Origin of the sequence: Streptomyces sp. P1-3 (assembly GCF_050613155.1) — a bacterium.
Taxonomy (GTDB): Bacteria; Actinomycetota; Actinomycetes; order Streptomycetales; family Streptomycetaceae; genus Streptomyces.
In genome coordinates, this window is the sequence record NZ_CP192512.1 from 1321502 (window position 1) to 1344724 (window position 23223).

Here is a 23223-nt window from a genome sequence, read left to right on the forward strand (position 1 = left end):
GCCCGGATCGGGCGCGGCTCCTACGTGGTAGATCAGGTTCAGATAGCGGCCGCTTCGGCTTCCCGCTTGAGGAGTTCGACGTAGTCGTCGATGTACTCGGTGGGAACGAGGCGGCGACGGCCGACACGGACGGTACGGAGTCGACCAAGGCGAATTTCCTCGTAGGCGGTGGAACGCTTGACCCCGAGGAGTTCAGCGGCGGCTTCGACGCAGTGAAGGCGGCGCTGAAATGTGGAAGCGGCGGGGGCCGTGTCCATGGCGGTGTCTCCCTCCTGGAATAGCTGAGGGGGGTTGAGCCCCTCCCCCTCGCAAGTCCGCTACATCCGCCACGGCTGCTACGGCGCAGGTCAGGGGCCTGTTTGGGTGTAGCGGGTCGGTGGGGTGTAGCGGATGGGTCCGCTACGGGGCGGGGTGCTTGTAGCGGATCGGGGGTTGTGTAGCGGGGGCGTAGCGGGTGCCGTGCGCGACATCCGCTACGCCGTTCCTGCTGGTCAGAGCTGGTCTAGTCGGCGGGTGTGGCGGGTGTAGCGGATCTGGCCGCCATGGGGCAGTACCGGCGCCATGCGTCGTGGAGGTCGGAGGCGTAGTAGCCCTTGACCACTCCGGTGCCGGTGCGGATGTTGCGGGCCTTGATGGGCTGGTTGTCGGCGGTGACGTATTCGCCCAGCCGCTTGGCGAGCTGGCGGGAGTCCAGGGGCTTGCCGCCCATGTCCGCCCAGGGTGCTTCGTCGATGGAGTTGAGCCCGGCGAGGATCTGGGCGGTGGGCATGCGGTCGGCTCCGCTGAAAACGGTGTCGCGCAGGTCGGTCAGCAGCCGGATACCAAGGGACGCCTTGTCCCCGGCCGCGGCAGCAGCGACCAGTTCCACGCATGCCTCCCGGGCGCGCTGCGGCCAGCCGTCCCCGGCAGCATCGGCGACAGCCAGCAAGGGCTCCCACACGTCCGCGGGCCGGTCGGAGACCCCTTCGGGCATCTCTGGGAACGCTCCTTCGATGCGGTCTCGGACGCTGTCCGCCCACGCGGCGAGGCGGTCCCGCAGCGCGCGCCCTTCGGGTTCGTGAATGCGGCTGCGGAACGCCTCCACGTGCTCGTTGGGGGCGCGTCGGCGCATGCGGATGACGATCGAGCGGGTCAGGATCGTGTCGGGCAGCCACCCGAGTCCGGCGACGGCTACGGCTGCGTAGGACGGAAACGCCTGGACGGTCTGCTGCCCGCCGTCGCCGACGCACCGGTACGAGACGCCGGTCCTGCGGTGTCCGGCATTCAGCAGACCGCGGAGCTCCTCGTTGTCCTTGGCCTTGGGGCCGAAGACGGTATCGATCTCATCGAACAGGATCGTCGGGCGGCCCGCCTCCATCCCGGACACGGCGCGGAACAGGGCGGCCGGGCTGGCGTTGACGGCCACCATCGGCTGCGGCACGAGCGTTCCGCAGATCTCCAGTCCCCGGGTCTTGCCTGAGCCCGGTTCCGGGGACAGGAAGGCAAGCCGCGGGGTGGACTCGAACGCGTCCAGCAGGTGTGTGTGGGCGTTCCACAGCACGACGGCCACATAGGCGGCCTCGGTGGGGAACGCGTTGAACCGGCGGTGGAAGGCTTCGATCTCGTCCAGCAGGACGGCGCCGTTGATGGGTGCGGTGCTCATGCGGCGGTCCTTTGCTCGGTGGTGCGCAGCGGGCATTCGGTCCGGTGGGTGGTGTGGGACTCGACCAGTGCAAGCACCCGGGTGTGGCCAACCGCGCTGAGGTTTCGTCCGCACAGGCACCGGGAGGTGGCAGTGGGGACGGTTCCGCGGCCGGGTGCGGTGATGTGGAGCCAGGCCAGCGGCTGGCGGCCGTCGCCCTGGCGCGGGTCAGAACGAAGAGCTGAAAGGACGCCCTGACGGGCGCCCCTTTCCCGGCCGCGCCCTGGAGTCGGACGTACGGCCGTGTTGGCGGAGTCCGGCTGGCTGGGGGTCGGATGGCATTTGGGCCGCGCGCGGGGCGGGTGGTGGTTCATGCTGTCTCCCGGGCGCGGCAGGTGCGGGCGGAGTAGTCCAGCGCGTCGCGGATGGTCGCGCGGCACTCGGCCGTCGACAGTCCGGCCGCCTCACCGGCCGCCCCAAATGCTTCCTCGACCACGTTCCGGGCGATCTCGCCCCAGACGACGAAACGCCCGATGGCGATCGTGCGTGTGAGCAGGAGGTTGTGTCGCTGCCCCTCCCGAGCCTTCCTGACCCTGGCCGCCTCACGCTCCAAGGCCACCTGCGCGCGGCGGGTGGCCTGGCTCGGGATGAGGAGCGGGGCGGGCGCCGTGTCGCGCTTCGGCGGTGCCTGGAGCTGGAGTCGGAGCCATGCGGGCAGTTCCGCCACGGGGGAGTTGTCGATGGCCTCGTAAAGGCCCTGCGGGGTGGTGCTGCCTGCGGCAACGACGTTCCCGCCCCGCCCGCGGGTGTCCACCTGGGGTGCCAGGGTGCGGGCGCTGCTGCGCAGGTGGACGTCCGGCCGTACGGCGAAGTACAGGTGCATGCCGCCGCTGGGCGTCCGCACCGTGTAGGTGACGGGCCACGGCTGTCCGGCGCGCTCGCAGAGCGCCAAAAAGGACGCCGTGCCGTCAGGCGCGTCCGAACAGCCTTTGTTTTCTTTCTCCTTGGACACGTCCAGGTCTACGACCAGCAGGCCGGAGGGTCCGGGGGCGATGCCGACGTTGAACGCGCCCGCGGACCACGCCCGGCGGATGCGGTCGGCGTCGGTCGTGGCGCGCTCCTCCCACTTCCGGTGCCCGTGCGCGCACTCCCCTGTCTTGGGGCAGGCACGTTCGCCGTGTAGCGCGGAGCCCTTGGCCCCGGGGCGGAGCGGGTGGACGTACCAGCCGCGGCCAGCTGCGTCCAGCGCTGCGGACAGCAGCGCGGATCGTGCGTCATGCGTCATGCTGGAGACCTCCTGAGGTCTGTGAATGGCTGGGAGATCCGGGGCGACCGCGCATCTTTGGCGAGAGGGGCGGTCGCCCCGGGCGTGTCTAGAACGGGGGCTGTGCCCCGGTGTCGGTGTTCCAGGCGTCGTCGGCGGGGCTGGTGCCGGTGGCACTGCTGGTGGTGGTCCGCTTGGCGGCGATGCTGACGGTGGTGAAGCGGAGCGAGGCGCCGATGTCGTCTACCTCGATGGCGAGCATGGAGCGGTTCTCACCCTCGGGGGTCTGCCAGTTGTGCTGGCGGATGCGGCCGAAGAGGACGACGCGGGAGCCCTTGGTCAGGCTTTCGGTGACGTGTTCGGCCAGGGTGCGCCAGGCGGCGCAGCGGAAGAAGGTGGCGGTGCCGTCGCGCCACTGGCCGGAGTCCTTGTCGAAGGTGCGCGGGGTGGAAGCGACGGTGAACTTCGCCAGGGGCTGGCCGGTGTTGGTGAACTTCAGTTCCGGGTCGGCGGTCAGGTTGCCGATGATGGTGATCGGGGTTTCGCCGAACGACATGCTGCTCTCTCCTTGAGGGTCTTGGTTGTGTGCTGAGCCGGACAGCGCTGGGCGTGCGTCCGGTACGGCTGGATGGGACGCTGTGAGGGGTTCAGAGCAGGGGGTGCCCGACCCCCTTTACCCGCCTTACCTTGCAGGTCAGAGCCCTTTACCTGCCCCTCTACCGGGGTAAAGGGCCCCCGCTACCCGGGCGCTTGCGGAGATCGCTGGCGCCCGGGTGTGCTGTGGGTGCGGTGGGGGGTTGGGGTAGCGGGGGACCCCTCTACCCGCCCGGCTGGTTGAGGAGGATTTCGGCGGGGACGGCGTCTTCGATGTCGCGTCGCTGGTATCCGGCGCCGTTGCTGCCGCTGATCTTGACTTGCTTGCTGGTGCGCTTGACCCCGGCGGCGTCCAGCTCGTGCGCGAGGCGTTCGGCGTTGAAGTCGCCGTAGGTGTCCTCGTCGAGGTTGACCAGTGCGGCGATCAGGTCGGTGGTGAACATGCGCGGCGAGTGCCGCATCACCTCCAGCACGTCGGAGATGATGGCCGGGACGGTGATGCCCTGTGCCTCGGCTGCGGCGGTGACGTCTCCGGCCGCGTCGCCGGTGAGCTGTCCGATCGCAGCGCGAAGGGCACGGCCCTTGTTGCAGATCGCGGCGAACCCGGGCCCGTTGAGGAGGTCGGCCCGTACAGTCACGTACGAGGCGGGGCCGGTGACCAGCACACCGACGCCCTTGTGTTCCTCGGACAGCACCGAGGCGTCCGCGCCCTGGGCTGCTTTGCCCTTGCCCAGCACCATGTCAGAGGAAGTGCGGTCAATGACCTGGGTGGAGTACCGCAGGGTGATGATCTCCCGCAGTTTCGGCGGCACCGATTCGGCGTCGGGGCGCTGGGAGGCGAAGTTGGACACGAACCCGGCCGCGGGGCCGCGGCGGGCGATGCGGCACAGGTTGTTGATGACCTCTTCCCGGTCGTCCTTCTCCATGGCGGTGAAGTACTCCTGAAGCTCGTCGATGGTGACGAAGATGACCGGGAGCTTGTACTTCTGCACGATGGCCGGGGTGAGCTTGCCTTCGGGGCAGATGGAGGTGGGGAGTTCTCGCAGTAGGGCGAAACGGCGTTCCATCTCGCTCAGCAGCTCGGTCAGCATGGCCTTGAGCGCTTCCACGGCGTCGTCTTCGGCGCCCATGACCAGGCGGTGGGCGACGGCCTTCATGGGCATCCAGTCCGCGCCGCCTTTACCGTCGGCGACGTAGTGGCGCACCCACGGGTCCAGCAGCCCGGCCGCGGTCATCAGGCGTTGGGTGAAGGTCTTGCCGCGGCGGGGCAGGCCGCCGAAGAACATCGACTGCCACATCACCGGCACATCCACGCGGTTGCCGCGCGCGTCCTGCCCGAAGGGGATCGGCTCCCACACGCTGAACCGCTCCGCCTTCTCCAACGGCGACGGGTTCGGGGTGCCCAGGTACGGGTCGTCATCGGCGACCCACATCGAGACGCGGCCGGCGTTGCCGCCCTTGGCGGCACGGACGCGGGACATGATGACCTGGATCTCATCGACGCCGAGTTCCTGGGCGATGACTTCCCGCTTGGCCAGCACATCCGATGCCGTCTTGCCGCCGCCGCGGGGAAGGTCGAAGATCACCGCCCAACCGCGGCCGTCACGGACCGGGCCCATGGTGCACGTGACCTTCGGCGCTTCCTGGCCTTCCTTGCCGTTCTTGAGGAGGCCAGCGGCGCGGAGTGCGTCGTTGAGCTGCTGGGCGGACATGTCCACCCGCAGCGGCGGCGACGCCTGATCCAGCAGCCTGGTCTCCTCGCCCCGGCCGAGGTAGGCGAGCGGAGTGAGGACGGCCGCGGTCATGCCGGTCTGCACCAGCGGGTCGGCGAGCACGAATCCGGTCGCCGCGGCGGCCACACCGACGGCCGCGGCACCGAACCGCCACCGGCGGGCGTTGGTGCGGGCGGCGTGCGCGGCCTGCAACTCGACGGCAGCCTCGATGTCCTCCGGCCGGGCCTTCACCCAAGCCTTCAACGCGCGCACGGTGCCGGTGTGATCCTGCGCCGACAGCGTCGGCCACAGGCCGACCACGGCCCGGTAGAGGCCGCGGACGGCCAGCAGCAGGGTCTTGATGAGGTACTTCGGGGTGCGGATGCCGTGGTAGCGGGTGTGCCACCACGCCAGACGCCCCAGTGCCTGGGTGTTGGCGAGGATGGACGCCTTCGACCGCGCCCACACCGGCAACAGTGGCTGGTCGGGGACGGTCAGCCAGTCGGCCAATGGGTTGTCCGGACGGTCGACCGCCTCCACTACCGCGCCGGGCTCCGTCGACGATGCCGGGTCGGGGGTGGCGGACGGCTTGACCAGGCTCACCGGGGCCGCGCCCGTCTCGCGGGTGGCCCGGTGCTCATCGAGGTCGTGGACGGTCCCCATGCCGGGCGCCTGGGTCATCAAGTCAGTCATGATGGGTGTCTCCTGTCTCGCTCTCAAGGCGGACGGGCAGGCCCGGGGCGGCCGGTGTTCCTTGGCCGGGAGACGGCCGCCCCGGGGCGATATCACTTCTTGGTCTTGGCGGCCTTCTCCTCGCGCTTGCGGGCGCCGTCAAGGATGCGGTCGACCTTCTTCTCCAAGTCGGCCTGGTAGACGTTCTCACCAGCGATGCCGCGCTTGTACATACGCGCCACGTACCAGGCGACCTTGGCCTTCTCACCCGCGGTCAGCTTCGGCTCGGGCAGTGCCACGACAAGCTCCCTTCCGGGCCGGGTCTGTCCCGGCTCCCCTCACCGCCGGTACGAGTCCGGCGGATCGGGCAGCGGTCAGGCCGACAGTTCGATGGCGTCCCGCAGACGCTCGTGGGCCATGGCCAACAGGACTCGCTGCTCATCGGCCGTGCTGTCGAGGGCGTAGGTGAGGTAGGTGGTGGCTGCGTCGAGTTCCTCGCTCGCGTCCTGCATCTGGCCGAGCATGGCCGTGGCGAGGATGTCGCGGGCACATGCAACCTGCTCGATGAAGGCGTCCACGGCGGTGGCCGCGGGCTGCTCGGTGAACCGGGTGAGGTCGGCGCTGTAGCGCGAGATGAGCGACTCGAAAGTGTGGGTCGTCATGGCTTCTCCCATGCGTTTCGGTCGGTGGGTCGGGCCGGCCTGTCCGGCTCCCCTCACCGCCCGGCGCGGTGCCGGGCGGATCAGGCAGCCGTCAGACCGCGTCGCGCTGGCCGAGCGGGACGGACCAGGTGGCCTCAAGCAGCTCGGCTGCCTCGGATCCGTCAGTGGTCCTGGTGTTGAACCGTTCGATGACCTCATTGACGATGCGGGCGGTGGTCGCGGTGTCGCCCGCCTTCTTGGCGGCGATGTAGTCGTTCACGGACTGGTGCTTGCTGCGTGCCATGGCGTGTGTCCTCTCAGCTCGCGGGCCCGCACGTCAGGCAGACGGGCTCGTTGTCCGGGTTGTGGGTGTTGCAGCCGCTGCACAGCCAGGACGTCTCGGTGGTGCTGGCAGCAAGGCGGCGGATCAGTCGGCGGATCACGGGATTGGTGTCCTTCCTTGTCGACGGCGCGGACGGGGCTGTCAGCCGCGCTTGCGGGCCTTGCCGATGGCCTTGGCCGCGGCTTGGCCCTCAGGCCCGCCGACGGAGCGGACGATGTGGACGACCGCCCAGCAGATGACGGCCACGACCAGGGCGGTGACCGCGAGGCTGATGGCTACGGAGGTGAGCGCGCCGACCAGCAGCGGGCCGAAGTACACACCCGCGGCGACCGCTCCACCCCCGGCACCGGCTCCTAGCGCGACGCGCTGGATGGTGCGGTCCGGCGGCGCCTGGTGAATGTGCTGGTGGACGACCTGCGGGGCATTGGGCAGAGCGGGGATGCCTGCCTGATCGGCGTAGACGTACCGGCCGTCCGGCAGCCGCACCACGGGCGGCGGAACGGTCTCGGGAAGGTGTTCCACGGCTGTCTCCTCAAGGCACGTATCAGGGCCCCGGCCCACGCTGCGGCCAGGGCCCTGGGGGCGCTGCGGCTGAAAGGGGGGTTACCTGGCTCGCCAGGACTGCTGCCTGTTGGCTCGCCGGACGTGGTACTGGGCGGACTTGGCGGCATCAGAGGAAGAGTGACCGCCCGTGCCGAAGGCGCCGCAGGAGCAACGCCAGTAGTAGTAACCGCGCTCGTAGCTGACCCGGTAGCGGTGAGCGGAAGAACCTGATCCGAACACGAGTAGCTCCTTTGGAGTTTGAGGTCAGACGTGGTGGGGGTGGTTGGCGGCGATCTCCTGCCACCTGCGGTTGTCGACCGCGCCACAGTTCGTGAGCTGGACGCGGAAGTCGCACGTGGTGCACTGGTGGGTGACAGCGGTCGCGTTCTGGAGCAACCGGTCCATCACGTTGGTGACGGAGCTGAAGATCCCCAGACCAGCGGCGATGGTGAGCGTCAGCGGCACGCCGTAGCCGGTGAGCGCATGGCCGGCGGCGGCAGCGATCACGGCGCCGACCAGGAGCGGGAGCAGCCCGAACAGGCGGTGGGTGGTCTTCACTTGGGTCTGGTCCTTTCAAGCAGCGCGGTTGGTGGGGAAGGCGCAGGTCGCGCACATGCCCAGTGAGGTGGGGATGCAGTAACCGGCGTCGGTCCGGCAGACCGGGCACGTACGCCGCGCGGTCAGCGCCGCGGCGAGCGCGACGGCCCGCCCCGGCGTCATAGGCCGCACCGGGCGAGCCAGGTCCACGCGGTACAGGTAGGCGGCAAGCGGTTCCCGCCGACGGCGCGGGCGCAGCACCTGCGCGGCCACGTCCTGCCCGCCGGGCCGCAGGCCACGGGCCCGCAACTGGCGGCGCGTCGCGTAGCCATCCGGCGCGAGCCGCCAGGGGAAGGTGGGGATGCCGAACCGCTCGCCGGTGGGGTCGAAGCAGTCCGCGAGCGTCAGCCGCATCACACGGCCCCGACTACGTCAGACTGACGAGAATCGGTAGCGGCGTTGGCGGCTGCCCGCTCCGCCCGGAGGGTGTCGCGCAGTCCGCGGGCCTTCTCCGCCGACGTCCGCACCGCTTTCCGGATACGCTCCGCAGTCAGTTCGGCGTCCGTCCAGTCGGCCGTGACCGACCGCGCTTCAACCAGTAGCTCGTCTGCCGTCCGAGTCGGTCGGGGGGTACGAGCCGCCTCGGGTACCCGACCGGTCGCCCGACGCGGACGAGGCGACTCAGCCGCCACCGCCGCACGGACCAGAACCAACTCGGTCGGCTCGGTCGACTCCCCGGGGTCGGCCACGTCGACCAGGTCGGTCGACTGCACGGGCGGAAGGTCGACCACGACCGCGGCCGGTTCGGGAGTCGACTCCTCCAGCTCAGAGGTAGACCGATTTCCGGGGATCTCATCGGTTTTCTTCGTGTCTGTAGTGGTATCGGGTCGGTGGTGCAGGACCTTGGCGACCAGGTCGGAGCCGAAGTAGATCGACCCGACCGGCAACGACGTGGCCAGCAGCACCAGAGCCCAGTTCGCCGGATCCCAGTCAGCCAGTCGACCCCACTCGACCGACTCCGAGTGAAGCTCCGGAACAAGCCCGTGAACGTAGTTGAGAACCAGGGACGCCAGCGTGTACGTGGCTAGCACCCGTAGCGCGAACCGCCGGTCGTCATCGACCAGGACCAAGGTCGCGACCAAGGCCAGGGCCATCAGCCCGTCGACCACGAACGGATACAGGTTCGCCGCGTTCGCATCAGCGCCGATCGCACGAGCCACATCCCGCAGCGCGTTCCACGAGACCCGAAACGCCATCCCGACCACGCCGACCAGCGCGAGCACCAGCAGCGCCTTAGCAATGCGATTCACGGCGCACCACCAGATCCCCGGGCCGGGACGGTACCGAAGCCGATGAGCCGCAGCCGGGCACCGGCATAATCCGTCTCCACCTCTAGCACACGCGTCGTGCCGCCACCCTGCTCGCCGTACCCCACTTCGTGGGGCTCAATGCGCAGAGCAGCCCGCCACGCCTCGAAGGCGCCAAGGTCGTCATGGAAGGCCAGCTCCAGCATCTTCGGATAGATGGTGGAAACTGCCACGTTGGGCGCGGGGAGACCAGCGAACTCCGCACTCAGCAGACGCAGCGCGCGCAGCGGGACCTCAAGCTCCCGCAACGTGAGCGTGCTCACGCCCCCACCGCCGATCCGACCGCAGCCTGGTTCGTCAGCTCCCGACGCGCGGCCAGCACCCGTCGGCGCGCCCGACGAATCCGCCGCTCGTCCAGCTCCGTGGCGACTCGGTACAGCGTGATGATCTGCGCGTCCAGCAGCTCGATCTCCGCCGCAATGACGGGCATCTCACGCTCGATCGCGTCCAACTCCGTGGCCGACGGCTCGTACTCGAAATCCAGGGCGGTAACGCCCGTCTGAACAGCACCGATGTGCCTCATGGGTCGTGCTCCTCTCGAATGGGAACGGCCCGAACAGCGGCCCCGGTGTTGCACCACCGGGGCCGCGCGCCGTTTGTGTGGGTCAGCCGTGGCAGACGCGCACGGCTTTGTGGGGATGAGGCCGCGGCGGGCGGACAGGAAGCGGGGGACGTTCATCCCGCTCGTGTTCGTCCATCACCGACCGCCAAGCGCCTGCGTCTCGTTCTTGCTGCGCTTGTTGGCTTCGGCGTTCTTGCGGGACAACTCGGCCCGCTGGTCCTCCGTCAGACTGGTGATCACAGGCTGCCTCCCAACCAGGTGCCGGTACGCGGTCCCCGGGGTGACTCCCGGCGACCGCCCTTGTCTGGCTGCTCGACTGCACGAGCGGCCACGGCCGCCCGGCACCTGCCGCCATGAAACGGCGGAGATGTCGGGGACCGTGAGCACTGGTGCTCACTGCGGGCAGAACGCCCGCGCAAGGTTCTGCGGTCTTCACATCACGCAATGCCAGTCACCGCCCCCAAGGGGGCGGATCCGGGCAGGTCACCCGGCCCGACATGGGCGGTCGGGGTGGTGACCCGCACCCATCGACCACACGTGTGCATGTGGCTGGGGCGGCACTCTGTGGAGTTCTCAAGCAACAAACGCTGCCTTTGGACCCGCCTCACGGGCCTTCCGGGCGCACGGGTGGCGCTCACACACATCACGGAGCGATGCATGTATTACATGCCTCTCACCGTGGCAGACGGATTCCGCGCCGTCAACCCTCAGGTCTTCGAAGCGGGGGAACCGTCGCCCTCGATCGGCGACATGACCAGCTTGGCGGCCAAGTGCGAGACGTTGGACTCCGCGCATGTACGACTTGCTCCCGACTCGCTAGAGTCGAAGTCGTCCCAGGGCGTCCCAGACGGGAGAAGTCGTATGGCGAACGAGAGGCTTCGCGGGGCGATCGTGGAGAGCGGCCTCAAGTTGGAGCAGGTGGCGGAACGCCTTGGGGTCTCCCCAAAGACCGTTGAGCGCTGGATCTCCGAGCCCAAGCGCAAGCCCTACAGGCGCTTTCAGTACGCCGTCGCCTCGATGCTCAGGCGTGAGGTCTCGTACCTCTGGCCTGATGAACGGACGTCAGAGGAAGTCGCCGCCTCCAGCGACTCTGAGGTGATGAGGATCTACCCTCACCGCTCCGTCGTTCCGCAGGACGCCTGGACGAAGCTGTATGCCGACGCCACGACGCACTTCGACGTACTGGTCTACTCGGGTTTCTGGCTCACCGAAGACCCGCGGTTCCACCGTCTCGTGCGGGAGAAGTCGGCGGCCGGCGTCCCGGTGCGCTTCATGCTCGGCGACCCGGGCAGCGCGGCCGTCGCCGTGCGGGGTGACGACGAAGGGATCGGGTCAGCCATGGCGGCCAAGATCCGCAATGCGCTCACGAACTATGCGCCGCTCTTCCGGCTGTCTGGTGTGGAGTTCAGACTCCACGACACGACGCTCTACAACTCGATCTACAGAGCCGACAACGAGCTGTTGGCGAATGGTCACGTCTACGGCGTGGGCGCGTACATGGCGCCCGTGCTGCATCTCCAGCGCGTTCCTGGCGGCGAGCTGTTCGACACCTACGCGGAGAGCGTGGAACGGGTCTGGGAAGGCGCCCGACGGATCACATCCCCCACCGACTACGAAGGCACCACAGCATGAGCCGCATCGACTACTTCCGCGACCCGAACGCGCCTCAGGCCAACGCGGTCGTGCCGTCTGTCACCGCCGTTGTCCGGGATGAGCGGGGGAAACTCCTGCTCATCCATAAGACCGATAACGACCTATGGGCCCTCCCCGGTGGTGGTCACGATGTCGGCGAAAGCATCGGGCAGACGGTCGTACGGGAGGTGGAGGAAGAGACCGGCATCTCGGTGGTCGTGGAGGACATCGTCGGCCTCTACACCGACCCGCAGCACGTCATGGCGTACGACGACGGGGAGGTCCGCCAGCAGTTCTCCATCTGCTTCCACGCCCGACCAGTCGGCGGCGCGCTGCGCACCAGCTCCGAATCGAAAGAGGTCCGCTGGGTCTCCCCAGCGGACCTCGACAAACTGGACATCCACCCGTCGATGCGGCTCCGGATCAGCCATGGCCTCGACGTGTCACGGACCGCTCCCTACATCGGCTGATCCGCCGCGCGGGCTGCGCTGAGCCGCCCCTCGACCCGATGCACGGCTGCGTGAATCTCAGGTGCGGCCCGCTGGATGAAGCGGCCCACGATCGTCTCCGGCCCGTACCGGCTCACGATCTCGGCAACCCGAGCATCGGAGGTCGTGGCCGCACCATCGGGGGTGGTTGTCATGTCGCAGAACACCAGCGCATCCACCAGCGACGGGCGCTCCAGCTCGAACTCGCTCTCCAACTCGTCGCGGAGCCCGCGCTCCTCCGCTTCAAGCAGGGCACAGGAGTGGTGAGCCACCAGGCGCACGACTCGCTCATCCATGCCTTCCTGGTCTCGCAGGAAGCGGGCGCCATCGAGGGGGTGGAACCCTGTGGAAGCGATGCGCGGAGAGTAGCCAACGTCATGCAGTACGGCTGCGGCCTCCATCAGAGCCGCCTCCTCACCGAGGATCGACCGGAGAGACCGGGCCCGCTCGGCGACTCCGAGGGAATGAGCCCAGCGGCGGGGCAGCGGTTCGGACAGCAGCGATTCGGCGAGGCTGTAGGCCCGCTCGGTGAGATCCATGGTGACCAAGGCTACGAGGCTCCCTGTCCGGCCGGCAGCGCGCGAACCTGTCGCCGACGATTCGGTCCCATCTCGATCAGGCCCCGCCCCTCCATCTGTGCGATGGCGGACCGCACCGCTGTCCGGGACACCCCGAACTCCTTGCACAGCTCACTCTCGGACGGGAAGGCGTCGCCGACGGCGACACCGTCAGCGCGGAGTAGGTCTGTCACCCGTTCCACGAGCGGGCGACGGTCCCCCGTGCCGACCACGAACCATCCGGCCCCCTGTACGGACTCAATGATCCCTTCCGTCTTCAGCGCCTTGAGTGCGCGGCCAACCGTGGAGCGGCCGACGCCGTAGGAGCGCATCAGCTCGGCTTCGGAGGGCAGTGCCTCGCTGATCTTGCCCTTCTCGATCTTCTCGCGCAGAGACTCCGAGATCTGCAAGTACGTACCTCGCGGACTGGCCTGCGGCACGTGACCTCCCCTTCCATCGGCCTCGTTGATGGGTCCCCGGCGGCTCATCGCATCCAGCTTCGCACGCTGCGGTTCTCACACCGAGGCTGCCTCACATCTCACAGAGCACACCCTGCCCCCTCCGCGCGGCCACCGCCGCCATGCTGAATAGCAACCTGCCCCACACGGTCAAGAAGGCCGGCAAGCTCACTGCGCGCGACCCCGGCTCCCCGGGGCCGCCGCTGCTGTCTCCGCGTCACTCCGGCTTGGGTAGGCCGGGGCGCTGCGGAGGAAGCCCCCCAGCAACTCCTGCCCAAAGCTGCTCCGTCGACCTCACGCAATCCCCCACCAGTGACCTTCCGATCGGTGGCGGCTTCATGTCATCAGGGCCGCGAGTGGGCCGAGTGATCTCGACTGATACTTAGCCTCGATGTCCGGCAACGCGGACACGCTAACGGGGCTTACAAGGCGTGCCTGATGGCACACTGTCGAGTGTGAGCACCCCCGAGACCCCACCAAACGAGCAGGTCGTCACCAACGTCCGGGTTGACTGGGAGCAGCCGACCACAGCTGCCGTGCCCGCCAACCAATTCGCGACCACAGTCGGCCTCCCTGCGGCCGATGGGAAGCCCGACGGTATCTACCTCACGATCGGGATCCTGGAGCCGCCCTTCCTGACAGGTAGCCCTGATGAGATGCAGAAACAACTCCAGGGCCTTGAGAACGTGACTACACGGCTCTTGGGAAGATACGTACTCACAAGGGCGCGACTGGCAGAGCTGATCAACCTTCTGCAAGTAGCAGCTAAGAAGTACGACGCAGTTTCGGAGCGTGGTTTGAATGACGACGGCGGCCCTGCCGAGTGACTGGAATGGACAGCCCAGCCTGCCGGTACTGAGAGCGGCCCAATCGCCACTTCGGGTTAACCTGGCTGATCTTCGCCCGACGCAGAGCTGTGAACAAGTCTCATTCATCGACGTGTCGATTGAGGAATCACAGTTGGAGGGGACATTCATCGAGCTCACGGACGTCTCCCGGAACCGGGTGCAAGCACCGTGGGACTCTCCCGCACCGGCCAGGGGGCCACGCCCTCCGTGGCCGAAGTCCTTGGGGGCAGGAGCAGGCCCCTCAGACCTTGCTAGGAATGCGGACCGGTATCTGGCGGGAGGCTTCGGGGAGTAGGCTTCGGCGAGTGATCGTCGTAGACGCTGGACCTCTGGTCGCGCTGGTCAACCACCGGGACGACGCCCACCAAACCTGCCGAGAGTGGTATCAGTCCGTTGACCCGCGCTCGCTCGTCGTGCCTGCGCCTGTGCTGGCTGAGGCTTTCTATCTCATCGAGAAGTACCTCGGTCCGACTGTGGAAGCGGACTTTATCGATGACCTAGCCCAAGGCTCCTATGGGCGTGTGGTCGGTCTTGCTACTGCCGACCTGCAACGGATGTCTGTACTGGTTCGGCAGTACTCAGACTTTCCACTAGGGGGCAGCGACGCTTCCGTCATCGCAGTCGCTGAGCATTACGGATGGACACAGATCTGCACGATTGACCGAAGGCATTTTAGTGTCGTCACACCCCAGCACGCTGCGGCATTCGATCTAGTGCCAGCCCAGCTCTGAGGCTAAGCAATGGTCGCGAAAACGGTGGAATCAGCAGCTATCCGGCGGTCGCTGGGCCTTGCAACGATGGCGCGGGTGACCAGCCAATAACCGTCAACGACTCCATGGGCGCAAATGCGGCCTAGCCAAGGCGGCACCCACACGGAGTGGCTCCCAGGGGAGCCAGCCTGGGAGCCACCGGGGGCGACACAGGGTGGCCCCCGGTGGACTGATACGGACTGACGGAGCTACCAGACACCGGCCTGAACCAGCGTCCTAGCTGCCCAGCCCCAAACCCGCATTACGCCTGAGGTAATGCCGGGTGCCGCCTCAGTTCGCGGTGGCGGCGGCCTCCACCGGGGCCGGGCCGCCGGCCTCGGCCTCGGCCGCGTCCGCGTCCACGTCCGCCTGGCGGCGGCTCCGCGCGGCGATGACCGCGTAGACGAGGACGCCGGCGAAGAGGAACAGCGTGCCCTGGTAGACGGCGGCGTAGCCCGCGCCCGCCACCAGCCAGAAGGAGAACCCGAAGCCGGTGAGGGCCAGCACGGCGTCCCACACCAGGCGGCCCCGGCGGACCTCGTCATGGCGGCCGGAGAGCAGGAAGTACAGCTGCGCTCCGGTGGCCAGCAGATACGGCACGGTCGCCGAGAAGGTGGTGATCAGGACCAGGGTCTCGAAGACGCGGTCGGAGTTCGAGGTGTAGTTGAGGACGGTCAGGACCGAGGCCAGCACGACGCCCACGAGCACGCCGTAGACGGGCACGCCGCGCCGCTTGACGGCGAAGAGCGCGGGGAAGAGGCCGTCCTTCGCGGCGGCGTACGGGGCCTGGGCGCTCATCAGCGTCCAGCCGTTGAGCGAGCCGACGATGGAGATCACGGCGGCGGCCGCGATGAGGGTGCCGCCCCACCCGCCGCTGAACATCGCGTTGACGGCGTCGGAGAACGGAGCCTCGGAGTCGACCAGCTTGTCGTGGGAGACGGTGCCGAAGACCGCCACGGTGCCCAGCAGGTAGACGAGCGCGGCGGCGATGGTGCCGAGCACGCTGGCGCGGCCGACGTTCCGCTCGGGGTCGCGGACCTCGCCCGCGCTCATCGCCGCGGACTCCACGCCGACGTAGGAGTACAGCAGCAGGGCGGCCGCGGCCGTCAGGCCGCCCATCGCGCTGCCGCCGCCGGCGTTGAACTCCCCGAGGTTGGCGGGGTCGAAGAAGAACAGGCCGACCACGGCGACGAAGAGCAGGGGAACGTACTTCAGCACGGTGGAGACCACCTGGACGGCTCCCACCCAGCGGGTGCCGGCGAGGTTGGCCAGCGCCGGGAGCCACAGGGCCAGCAGCGCCATGGACAGCTTGGCGCTCTTGGACATCTCGCCGGGGAGCAGGACGTCGATGTAGCCGACGGCCCCGAAGGCGAGCGCCGCGTTGCTGACCCACGCCATGGTCCAGAACGACCAGGAGGAGAGGAAGCCTGCGAAGTCGCCGAACGCCTCGCGGGCGTAGACGTACGGGCCGCCGGTGCGCGGGTCGCGCCGCGCCAGCCGGCCGAAGACCAGGGCGAGCGCGATGGCGCCGACGGTCAGGACGGCGAAGGCCAGGAGGCTGACGGTGCCGTACGGGGCGACCGAGGCCGGCAGCAGGAAGATCCCGCCGCCGATGATGTTCCCCGTGACGAGCGCGGTTGCTGTGGGCAGCCCGAAGCGACGGGTGGAGCGGTCGTGCATGGGGGTGGTGCGCCTTCCATTGTGCTGATCACTCGGTCACAGGGGTGGGTGCCGAGCGCCCAGACATGGTCACCGGACGGCGCCGACCGTACCAAATCACGGACTTTCCTCCTGTGTGAGACTGGTCACTACAGGAAATGGTGCGGCCAGGGGGCGAGTTGGCGGGAATTCCTCCGCGGGGACCTGGGGGCCGTGTGTCTCCCGCAGCCAGCGCCGCAGCACCGTGTGCACCTCCTCGGCACCCACCAGCTCGCACCCGTCAGGAGTCGGCGGGGTGAGGTCGTTCGGCCACAGCAGGAAGGGGTGGCCCTGCGGGCCGCCGAGGCCGCCGTGCGAGCCGATCTGCTCCTCAAAGGCGTGCACCTCGCCGGTGTCCGGGTGGCAGGCGGAGTTGACCATGATGTCGGGGGCGTTGCCGAAGCCCGAGGTCCGGCGTACGGCGTCGGCTGCGCCCGGGCCGAAGGGCTCCAGCGGGCTCGTACCGACGACCAGGCCGGTGTCCAGGTGGTGCTCGGCGCCCGCCGGGCCGAGCACGACGGCGCCGTGCTCGGCGGAGTGGACGAGCAGGAAGCCCACTCCGGGGTGGTCGGCGAGGGTGCGCAGCAGCGCGGGGTGCCGGGCGTCGATCTCCTCGCGGGTCATCCGCCCGGGGACGTCGGGGAAGGAGATCAGGCCCAGGTTGCCGGAGGCGAGGACGACGGGGCCGGACGGACCGCGGCCTTCCGCGTCCTTGCGGCCGTCGTCGCCGCCCTTCTCGGGGCGGTGCAGCGCGGCGCGGGCCGCCTCCCGCGCCTCCGCGCCGCTGGGGGTACGGCCCGCGCGCCGGGAGACCGGCAGCCCGCACCCGGCGCGCACCAGGTCCTCCAGGGTGAGCCCGAACCGCGCGGCGAAGGTCTCGCCGGGGCTCTGGCCATGGTCGGACAGCAGCACGATGCGGTAGTCGCGGGGCGCATGCTCGGTGATCTTGGCGATGAGCTCGACGGCGCGGTCCAGGCGGCGCAGCACCTGGTGGGTGTCGCGGCTGCGCGGCCCGCTGTGGTGGGCGACCTCGTCGTAGGCGACCAGGTCGGCGTAGACGGCGCTGCGGCCGGACAGCACGTCCCCGAGGACGGCGGCGACCACGACGTCGCGTTCGACGACGGTGGCGAAGGCCCGCAGGAACGGGTAGAGGCCACCGCGTTTGACGCGCGGCCGCTCCCGCCGGAGGCGGGCGCGGGCGGACTGGCCGAGTTCCCGGACGACCTCGGCGACGAAGGACCCGGCGGTACGGGTGGCGTTGGCGGGGTCGGAGAAGTAGGCGAAGTAGCCGTAGCGGGAGCGGTTGTGCCTGCCGCGCCGGGCGGCGACGGACAGCACGAGCGCGAGCTGGTCGGCACCTCCGGTGAACAGGTTGCCCCGGCTGGCGCCGTCGACGGTGAGCAGTCCGCCGTCGCGGGTGCGCGCGACGGCGCGGCGCTGGAGTTCGACGGCGCTGGTGGGCCGGTTGCTGACCACGACCTGCCCGCGCTCCTTGTCGTACCAGCGGAAGGCGGGGACGTCGGCGTTGGTGCCGTGCAGGATGCCGAGCTGGCTGGCGCCGGTCTGGCTGGACCAGTCGGTGCGCCAGGGGGTGAGCGTGTGGGTGCGCCGCGCCCAGTCCGCGACGGTCTCCATCAGGGGCCGCCTGCCGGACAGGGCGTCGCGCAGCACGTCGTGGCCCACCCCGTCGAGTTGGAGGAAGACGATGCCGGGCGGCGGCCGGTGGCCGTCGGCGCCGTCGCGCCCGACCCGGCCGCGGCGCTTGCGGTCGGCCATGCGGGCGAGCCGCCGCCGGTAGGCGCCGTCGTCGCGGACGGTGAGGAAGGTGCTGGTGGCGGAGGACGCGGCCGACATCACGGCGGCGACGACCACGGCGGTCTCCGGCTCGGCGGTGCCCCGGCCGTCCGGCACCAGGCTGAGGGCGATCAGCAGCAGGGAGCCGTTGAGGACGAAGACCAGCAGGCCGAGGACGAAGGCGGGCATGAGCAGCAGCGCGCGCACCAGCAGCGGCCACACGAGCGCGCTGAGCACGCCGAAGGCGCCGGCGCCGCCGGCCGCGGTGATGCCGATACGGGTGGCGCTGTCCCCGTCGGCGGACTGCAGCCGGAAGTCGGGGAGGAGCCCGGCGAGCGCCAGCATGGTCAGCGTGCTCACGCCCCAGACGGTGGCCACCCTCAGCAGGGCCCTGCCCACGGCTGTCCATCGAGGCACCAGCACGGTCCGCCCACCTCACGTCGCCGCGCCCGCGCGCGGGCTCGTCCCCAGCGTGGCACAGGCCGGGCGGTGCCGCGGATTTTCAGGTGGGGTACGGATTCGGGCGAGGGCGCAGGCCGGTGCGGAGGGGCGGGGACGGCCTAGGCTCGGGGACAGGGTGCCGTCTGGGACAGGAGGGGTGCCGGTGCCGGTGGAGATCACCTGGTGGGGCCACGCCACCGCCACGGTGCGCGACTCGGACGTCGCCGTGCTGACCGATCCGCTGTTCGTACGGCGGCTGGCGCATCTGCGGCGGCGCAGGGGGCCGGTGCCGCCGCCCGCCGCCGCCCGGGCGGACGTCGCCGTCGTCTCCCACCTGCACGCCGACCACCTCCACCTGGGGTCACTGGCCAAGCTGACGCCCGGTACCCGGCTGCTGGTGCCGTGGGGCGCGGGGCGGGCGGTGCCCGGGCTGCGCCGGGTGGCCGGGGTCCGAGGGCTGCGGGTCACCGAGATGCGGCCGGGCGACGAGGTCGCGGTCGGGGCGGTGCGGCTGCGGGCGGTGCCCGCCGCGCACGACGGCCGCCGGCTGCCGTACGGGCCGCGCCGGGTGCCCGCGCTGGGCTATGTGGTGCGCGGCGAGGCCACCACGTACTTCGCCGGTGACACCGGCCTGTTCGACGGTATGGCCGAGGCCGTGGGGCCGTGCGATGTGGCGCTGCTGCCGGTCGGCGGCTGGGGCCCGTATCTGGGGCACGGGCATCTGGACGCGCGCCGCGCCGCGCAGGCGCTGGCCCGGCTGGGGGCGGTCAGCGCGGTTCCGGTGCACTACGGCACGTACTGGCCGATCGGGATGGACGCGGTGCGGCCGCACGAGTTCCACGCGCCCGGCCACGAGTTCGTCCGGCACGCGGGGCGGCTGGCGCCGCTGGCTTCGGTGCATCTGCTGGGGCACGGCGAGAGTGTGCGGCTGGAGGCCGCCAGGTGATCGGTGAGCTCGCCGGGCTGGCGCGGAGCCTGCCGCCCGAGTCGACCCAGCAGGCGGCGGGCTATCCCTCCCTGTTCCTGCTGGTGGTGGTGGGCGCGCTGGTCCCGGTGGTACCGACCGGCGCGGTGGTGAGCTCGGCCGCGGTGGTGGCGTTCCATCAGACGGCGCCGTTCTCGCTGCTGTTCGTCTTCGTGGTGGCGTCCGCCGCGGCGTTCCTCGGTGACCTCGGGCTGTACTGGCTGGGGGGCAGGGGCTTCCGGTCGAGGAACGGCTCGCGCTGGCTGGCGCGGATCCACGACCGGGCCGCGCCGGAGCGGCTGGCGACGGCCCGCGCCCGGCTGGACGAGCACGGGGTGGCGGTGCTGGTGCTGTCCCGGTTGGTCCCGGCGGGGCGGATCCCGGTGATGCTGGCGTGCCTGCTGGCCCGGATGCCGCTGCGGCGCTTCGCCCGCGGCGCCGCCCCGGCGGCCCTGGCCTGGGCCGGTACGTACGAGCTGATCGGCGTCCTGGGCGGCTCCCTGTTCGCCGAGCCGTGGGAGGGCGTGGTGGCGGCGGTCGCCCTGGCCCTGCTGATCGGCGCGGCCCCGGCCGGCTGGCGCCGGTTGCGCCGCGGCCGCCGGGAAGCGGCGGGCTGAGGGGCGCGGCGCCGCACGGCACGCTCGGCACCGCCGCACGACACGCTCAGCACCGCCGCACGGCACGATCGGCACCACTGAGGGGCGCGGCGCCTCAGCGCAGGCTCAGCACCGACCTCAGCGCCCCGCCGAGTGCCCCCTCAGGGTCGGGTACGGCCCTCTCGGACCGCCACGCCACGAAGCCGTCCGGCCGGACCAGGACCGCCCCGTCCTCCCTGGTGCCGTGCGCGCGGGCCCAGTCCGTGTCGGAGTCGGGGTCGGGGGTCAGGTCGTGGTCCGGGGTGGGGCCGATGCGGTGGCTGGTCAGGGGGACGGAGAGGTGGCCCGCGACCCGCGCCGCCGCGTGGTGCCAGGCGGCGCCGTCGGTGCCGGTCAGCAGGGCGCAGGACCGTTCGTACAGGTCCAGTGTGGACAGCCGGGTGCCGTTCCGCCGCAGCCACAGGTGCGGGGCGCGGGTGCCGGGGGCGCCGGTGGACTCGAAGCGGTCGGGTACGGCGGGGTCCGCGGGGTCGGTGCCCAGGACGGCGCCGTTCGGGTAGCGGTAGCCCATCGCGACCGCGAGCACGTCGCTCTGGCGTCCCGCGCCGGGCGGGGCCGCGTAGCCCGGGTGCCGGTGTTCGGCGGAGCGGGCGGCGGCGCGGGCGCTGGTGGCGCGGGCCACGGGGCGGCGTTCGGTTTCGTACGTCCCCAGCAGTTCCGGGCCCGCCCAGCCGCCGAGGACGGCGGCGAGCTTCCAGGCGAGGTTGTGCGCGTCCTGGATGCCGGTGTTGGAGCCGAAGGCCCCGGTGGGCGACATCTCGTGGGCGGAGTCGCCGGCGAGGAAGACCCGGCCGTCGCCGTAGGACTCGGCGACCCGTTCGGCCGCGTGCCAGGGCGCCTTGCCGGTGATCTCGATCTCCAGGTCGGGGACGCCGACGGCGGTGCGGATGTGCCGCACGCAGCGCTCGTCGGTGAAGTCCTCCAGGGCCTCGCCCTGTTCGGGGTGCCAGGGGGCGTGGAAGACCCATTCCGCCTGGTTGTCGACCGGCAGCAGCGCCCCGTCCGCATCGGGGTTCGTCAGGTAGCAGGCGAGGAAGCGGCGGTCGCCGACGGCGTCGGCCAGCCCCTTGGCGCGGAAGGTGACGCTGACGTTGTGGAACAGGTCGCCGCGGCCGGTGTGTCCGATGCCGAGGTGTTCGCGTACCGGGCTGCGCGGTCCGTCGGCGGCGACCAGGTAGCCGGCGCGGACGGTCCGCCGCTCCCCCGTCGCGCGGTCGCCCACGACGGCGGTCACCCCGTCGGGGTCCTGGTCGAAGGAGAGCAGCTCGGTGCCGAAGCGCAGTTCGCCGCCGAGTGCGCGGGCGGCCCGTACCAGGACCGGTTCGAGGTCGTTCTGGCTGCACAGGCACCAGCGGGCGGGGCTGATCCGCGACAGCGCGCCGCCGGGGTCGATCTCCTTGAACAGCCATTCCTGGTCGGTTCCGGTGAGCGAGCGGGCCCGCAGGATGCCGTGGTTGCCCGCGAGCACCGACGCGGCCTCGCGGACGGCGTCCGCCACCCCCGCGGTACGGAACAGCTCCATCGTGCGGACGTTGTTCCCGCGGCCGCGCGGGTGGCGGGAGGTGCCGGCGTGCTTCTCGACCAGGACGTGGCCGACACCCAGCCGGCCCAGGAACAGCGACATGGACAGGCCCACCAGGGAGCCGCCCGCGATGAGGACCGGCGTTGACTCGTCGACTCGGGGCATGGCGTGGGTCATTTTGCAGCTATGCCCGGAATGTCACATGTCGTGGCGTCCCCGAAGGCTTCATTCACCCGAATGGACCACACGTCTCGCGCCACCTGCGGGAGCACTCCACGATCGGGAGGCGGGCGACGTTCCCCTTGTCACGTTTTCAAGGAGATGTTTCCCCTTTCAAGGAGTGGTGGCATATGAGCACCCTGTCCGACTCGCGACTGCGGGTCGTTCTGCTGCTGGAGGTCCGCGACGGAGCCCAGCGGCGCTTCCTGGACGCATACGACCAGCTCTGCCGGCAGGTGGCCGCCGTACCCGGCCACGTGAGCGACCAGTTGTGCCAGTCCATCGAGAACCCCTCCCAGTGGCTGATCACCAGCGAATGGGAGAGCGCCCGGCCGTTCCTGGCGTGGGTGGACAGCGAGGCGCACCGGGAGATGGTCAGACCGCTGCACGGGTGCGTCAACGACACCAGGTCGCTGCGGTTCACCATCATGCGCGAGACCGGTCACGGCGCCGCGGGCGTGCGGACCTCGGACGGTCTGCTGGCGGAGCCGCGGGTCGGCGACGGCGTGGTGCGGCACGCGCTCACCTTCACCGTACGGCCCGGCAGCGAGCAGGCCGTGGCCCGGATCCTGGCCGACTACGAGCCGCCCGAGGCGCGGGTGGACGACACCACCCGGCTGCTGCGCACCTCGCTGTTCATGCGGGGCAACCGGGTCATCCGGGCGGTCGAGGTCAAGGGCGACCTCGTGGCGGCGCTGCGCCATGTGGCGCGGCAACCGCAGGTCCGCGCGGTCGAGGAGGCGATCAACCCGCATCTGGAGGTCGACCGCGACCTCGACGACCCGGACTCGGCCCGCGAGTTCTTCATGCGCGCGGCGCTGCCCGCCGTGTGGCACCGGGCGGCGCCCGACGGGAACCACGCGCACGACGGCACGCGGACCGGTGCGCGGGATGACGCGAAGGTGCGCCGGCACGCCCTGCTCTACCCGGTCAAGTACGGCTGCGGCGGGGCGGTCGCCACCCTGCTGAGGCGTCAGGACGAGCTGGCCGCGGGTGACCCGGCGAACCCGGTCCTGGCCGCCACGGTCTTCCACCGCGACGACCTCGTCATGCGGATGGTCGACATCACGGGGCCGCCGGAGCGGCACGCGGCGGTGGTGGCCGGAGTCGGCGGCGGCCGGCGCGCCCCGGCCGTGCTCGGCCGGCTGGTCGAACTCGGCCCGGACGGCGCGCTGTCGGACGAGGCGGGCCTGCGCCGCTTCCTCGCGCACTGCGCGATGACCCCGGTCACCGACCGGCGGGCGGCGGGCCACTGACGTCCGGCGGCCGGCCGCCGACGTCGCCGACGCCCCGTCGCCATGCCCGCCCGGGTCCCGGCAGGTGCCCGCCGCGTCCCGCCAG

Annotated in this window: 27 protein-coding genes; 7 read left to right on the forward strand and 20 right to left on the reverse strand. The window is 70.5% G+C overall.

What is annotated here, in order from left to right; all coding sequences use genetic code 11:
* Positions 1–38 precede the first annotated feature (38 nt).
* The 15 genes from ACQUSR_RS05710 to ACQUSR_RS05780 form a co-directional block, all read right to left on the reverse strand.
* Positions 39–257 (reverse strand): excisionase family DNA-binding protein, encoded by a 219-nt coding sequence (locus ACQUSR_RS05710; protein WP_431041434.1) that lies wholly within the window; start codon positions 255–257, stop codon positions 39–41.
* 245 nt (positions 258–502) lie between these two features.
* Positions 503–1642: a DUF3631 domain-containing protein gene (locus tag ACQUSR_RS05715; RefSeq protein WP_431041435.1), complete on the reverse strand. Its 1140-nt coding sequence runs from the start codon at positions 1640–1642 to the stop codon at positions 503–505.
* A 349-nt stretch (positions 1643–1991) separates the two neighbouring features.
* Complete coding sequence (locus tag ACQUSR_RS05720; RefSeq protein ID WP_431041436.1) at positions 1992–2906, reverse strand: bifunctional DNA primase/polymerase; 915 nt, start codon at positions 2904–2906, stop codon at positions 1992–1994.
* 88 nt (positions 2907–2994) lie between these two features.
* On the reverse strand, positions 2995–3441 hold the full coding sequence (gene ssb / locus ACQUSR_RS05725) for a single-stranded DNA-binding protein (protein WP_431041437.1): 447 nt from the start codon (positions 3439–3441) through the stop codon (positions 2995–2997).
* A 262-nt stretch (positions 3442–3703) separates the two neighbouring features.
* Positions 3704–5884: an FtsK/SpoIIIE domain-containing protein gene (locus ACQUSR_RS05730; protein ID WP_431041438.1), complete on the reverse strand. Its 2181-nt coding sequence runs from the start codon at positions 5882–5884 to the stop codon at positions 3704–3706.
* A gap of 92 nt (positions 5885–5976) precedes the next feature.
* Positions 5977–6162, reverse strand: coding sequence for a DUF6257 family protein (locus ACQUSR_RS05735; RefSeq protein WP_431041439.1), 186 nt, complete (start codon positions 6160–6162; stop codon positions 5977–5979).
* Positions 6163–6237: 75 nt separating this feature from the next.
* The gene (locus tag ACQUSR_RS05740; RefSeq protein ID WP_431041440.1) at positions 6238–6525 is read right to left on the reverse strand and encodes a hypothetical protein; all 288 of its coding nucleotides are present in this window, start codon (positions 6523–6525) and stop codon (positions 6238–6240) included.
* Between the two features lie 91 nt (positions 6526–6616).
* Positions 6617–6808 carry a hypothetical protein gene (locus ACQUSR_RS05745; RefSeq protein ID WP_431041441.1) on the reverse strand — a complete coding sequence of 64 codons (192 nt, stop codon included), beginning with the start codon at positions 6806–6808 and terminating at the stop codon, positions 6617–6619.
* 13 nt (positions 6809–6821) lie between these two features.
* Complete coding sequence (locus ACQUSR_RS05750) at positions 6822–6947, reverse strand: hypothetical protein (RefSeq protein WP_431041442.1); 126 nt, start codon at positions 6945–6947, stop codon at positions 6822–6824.
* Between the two features lie 41 nt (positions 6948–6988).
* Positions 6989–7369 carry a DUF6251 family protein gene (locus ACQUSR_RS05755; RefSeq protein ID WP_431041443.1) on the reverse strand — a complete coding sequence of 127 codons (381 nt, stop codon included), beginning with the start codon at positions 7367–7369 and terminating at the stop codon, positions 6989–6991.
* 285 nt (positions 7370–7654) lie between these two features.
* Positions 7655–7948, reverse strand: coding sequence for a hypothetical protein (locus tag ACQUSR_RS05760; protein WP_431041444.1), 294 nt, complete (start codon positions 7946–7948; stop codon positions 7655–7657).
* Between the two features lie 15 nt (positions 7949–7963).
* On the reverse strand, positions 7964–8341 hold the full coding sequence (locus tag ACQUSR_RS05765) for an RRQRL motif-containing zinc-binding protein (protein WP_431041446.1): 378 nt from the start codon (positions 8339–8341) through the stop codon (positions 7964–7966).
* Complete coding sequence (locus ACQUSR_RS05770; RefSeq protein ID WP_431041447.1) at positions 8341–9237, reverse strand: DUF2637 domain-containing protein; 897 nt, start codon at positions 9235–9237, stop codon at positions 8341–8343. Before ACQUSR_RS05770 ends, ACQUSR_RS05765 begins: the two co-directional genes overlap by 1 nt.
* Positions 9234–9557 (reverse strand): hypothetical protein, encoded by a 324-nt coding sequence (locus tag ACQUSR_RS05775; RefSeq protein WP_431041448.1) that lies wholly within the window; start codon positions 9555–9557, stop codon positions 9234–9236. The genes ACQUSR_RS05770 and ACQUSR_RS05775 overlap by 4 nt, the downstream gene beginning before the upstream one ends.
* Positions 9554–9817: a DUF6284 family protein gene (locus tag ACQUSR_RS05780; protein ID WP_431041449.1), complete on the reverse strand. Its 264-nt coding sequence runs from the start codon at positions 9815–9817 to the stop codon at positions 9554–9556. The genes ACQUSR_RS05775 and ACQUSR_RS05780 overlap by 4 nt, the downstream gene beginning before the upstream one ends.
* 900 nt (positions 9818–10717) lie before the next feature.
* Between ACQUSR_RS05780 and ACQUSR_RS05785 the strand changes: the two genes are divergently transcribed.
* Positions 10718–11488 (forward strand): helix-turn-helix domain-containing protein, encoded by a 771-nt coding sequence (locus ACQUSR_RS05785; RefSeq protein ID WP_431041450.1) that lies wholly within the window; start codon positions 10718–10720, stop codon positions 11486–11488.
* On the forward strand, positions 11485–11958 hold the full coding sequence (locus tag ACQUSR_RS05790) for an NUDIX hydrolase (protein ID WP_431041451.1): 474 nt from the start codon (positions 11485–11487) through the stop codon (positions 11956–11958). Before ACQUSR_RS05785 ends, ACQUSR_RS05790 begins: the two co-directional genes overlap by 4 nt.
* On the opposite strand, the gene ACQUSR_RS05795 is transcribed toward ACQUSR_RS05790, so the two are convergent.
* Positions 11946–12515, reverse strand: coding sequence for an HD domain-containing protein (locus ACQUSR_RS05795; RefSeq protein WP_431041452.1), 570 nt, complete (start codon positions 12513–12515; stop codon positions 11946–11948). The genes ACQUSR_RS05790 and ACQUSR_RS05795 overlap by 13 nt on opposite strands.
* An 11-nt stretch (positions 12516–12526) precedes the next feature.
* Positions 12527–12973 (reverse strand): GntR family transcriptional regulator, encoded by a 447-nt coding sequence (locus ACQUSR_RS05800; protein ID WP_431041453.1) that lies wholly within the window; start codon positions 12971–12973, stop codon positions 12527–12529.
* Positions 12974–13446: 473 nt separating this feature from the next.
* Here ACQUSR_RS05800 and ACQUSR_RS05805 point away from each other — a divergent pair, with 473 nt between their 5' ends.
* The gene (locus ACQUSR_RS05805) at positions 13447–13818 is read left to right on the forward strand and encodes a hypothetical protein (protein WP_431041454.1); all 372 of its coding nucleotides are present in this window, start codon (positions 13447–13449) and stop codon (positions 13816–13818) included.
* 326 nt (positions 13819–14144) lie between these two features.
* Positions 14145–14570 carry a type II toxin-antitoxin system VapC family toxin gene (locus ACQUSR_RS05810; protein WP_431041455.1) on the forward strand — a complete coding sequence of 142 codons (426 nt, stop codon included), beginning with the start codon at positions 14145–14147 and terminating at the stop codon, positions 14568–14570.
* Positions 14571–14879: 309 nt separating this feature from the next.
* Here ACQUSR_RS05810 and ACQUSR_RS05815 read toward each other — a convergent pair whose 3' ends face one another.
* A complete protein-coding gene (locus ACQUSR_RS05815; RefSeq protein WP_431041456.1) occupies positions 14880–16268 on the reverse strand; it encodes an amino acid permease in 1389 nt (462 codons plus the stop codon).
* Positions 16269–16364: 96 nt separating this feature from the next.
* Entirely contained in the window at positions 16365–18479 is a 2115-nt protein-coding gene (locus tag ACQUSR_RS05820) for a phage holin family protein (RefSeq protein WP_431047406.1), read from the reverse strand.
* 205 nt (positions 18480–18684) lie between these two features.
* On the opposite strand from ACQUSR_RS05820, the gene ACQUSR_RS05825 reads away from it, so the two are divergent.
* Complete coding sequence (locus tag ACQUSR_RS05825) at positions 18685–19467, forward strand: MBL fold metallo-hydrolase (RefSeq protein ID WP_431041457.1); 783 nt, start codon at positions 18685–18687, stop codon at positions 19465–19467.
* The gene (locus tag ACQUSR_RS05830) at positions 19464–20102 is read left to right on the forward strand and encodes a DedA family protein (RefSeq protein WP_431041458.1); all 639 of its coding nucleotides are present in this window, start codon (positions 19464–19466) and stop codon (positions 20100–20102) included. Before ACQUSR_RS05825 ends, ACQUSR_RS05830 begins: the two co-directional genes overlap by 4 nt.
* A 94-nt stretch (positions 20103–20196) precedes the next feature.
* Here the strand turns inward: ACQUSR_RS05830 and ACQUSR_RS05835 are convergent, their stop codons facing one another.
* On the reverse strand, positions 20197–21828 hold the full coding sequence (locus ACQUSR_RS05835) for an FAD-dependent oxidoreductase (RefSeq protein ID WP_431041459.1): 1632 nt from the start codon (positions 21826–21828) through the stop codon (positions 20197–20199).
* Positions 21829–22013: 185 nt separating this feature from the next.
* On the opposite strand from ACQUSR_RS05835, the gene ACQUSR_RS05840 reads away from it, so the two are divergent.
* Positions 22014–23138 (forward strand): SchA/CurD-like domain-containing protein, encoded by a 1125-nt coding sequence (locus ACQUSR_RS05840; RefSeq protein ID WP_431041460.1) that lies wholly within the window; start codon positions 22014–22016, stop codon positions 23136–23138.
* Positions 23139–23223: the final 85 nt, after the last annotated feature.

Bases quoted from the DNA above. Each gene is read 5' to 3' on its own strand.
- ACQUSR_RS05790 (WP_431041451.1), top strand. From the start codon at position 11,485: ATGAGCCGCATCGACTACTTCCGCGACCCGAACGCGCCTCAGGCCAAC.
- ACQUSR_RS05765 (WP_431041446.1), bottom strand. From the start codon at position 8,341: ATGCGGCTGACGCTCGCGGACTGCTTCGACCCCACCGGCGAGCGGTTC.
- ACQUSR_RS05730 (WP_431041438.1), bottom strand. From the start codon at position 5,884: ATGACTGACTTGATGACCCAGGCGCCCGGCATGGGGACCGTCCACGAC.
- ACQUSR_RS05720 (WP_431041436.1), bottom strand. From the start codon at position 2,906: ATGACGCATGACGCACGATCCGCGCTGCTGTCCGCAGCGCTGGACGCA.
- ACQUSR_RS05835 (WP_431041459.1), bottom strand. From the start codon at position 21,828: ATGCCCCGAGTCGACGAGTCAACGCCGGTCCTCATCGCGGGCGGCTCC.
- ACQUSR_RS05780 (WP_431041449.1), bottom strand. From the start codon at position 9,817: ATGAGGCACATCGGTGCTGTTCAGACGGGCGTTACCGCCCTGGATTTC.
- ACQUSR_RS05745 (WP_431041441.1), bottom strand. From the start codon at position 6,808: ATGGCACGCAGCAAGCACCAGTCCGTGAACGACTACATCGCCGCCAAG.
- ACQUSR_RS05715 (WP_431041435.1), bottom strand. From the start codon at position 1,642: ATGAGCACCGCACCCATCAACGGCGCCGTCCTGCTGGACGAGATCGAA.
- ACQUSR_RS05785 (WP_431041450.1), top strand. From the start codon at position 10,718: ATGGCGAACGAGAGGCTTCGCGGGGCGATCGTGGAGAGCGGCCTCAAG.
- ssb (WP_431041437.1), bottom strand. From the start codon at position 3,441: ATGTCGTTCGGCGAAACCCCGATCACCATCATCGGCAACCTGACCGCC.
- ACQUSR_RS05710 (WP_431041434.1), bottom strand. From the start codon at position 257: ATGGACACGGCCCCCGCCGCTTCCACATTTCAGCGCCGCCTTCACTGC.
- ACQUSR_RS05740 (WP_431041440.1), bottom strand. From the start codon at position 6,525: ATGACGACCCACACTTTCGAGTCGCTCATCTCGCGCTACAGCGCCGAC.
- ACQUSR_RS05840 (WP_431041460.1), top strand. From the start codon at position 22,014: ATGAGCACCCTGTCCGACTCGCGACTGCGGGTCGTTCTGCTGCTGGAG.
- ACQUSR_RS05815 (WP_431041456.1), bottom strand. From the start codon at position 16,268: ATGCACGACCGCTCCACCCGTCGCTTCGGGCTGCCCACAGCAACCGCG.
- ACQUSR_RS05795 (WP_431041452.1), bottom strand. From the start codon at position 12,515: ATGGATCTCACCGAGCGGGCCTACAGCCTCGCCGAATCGCTGCTGTCC.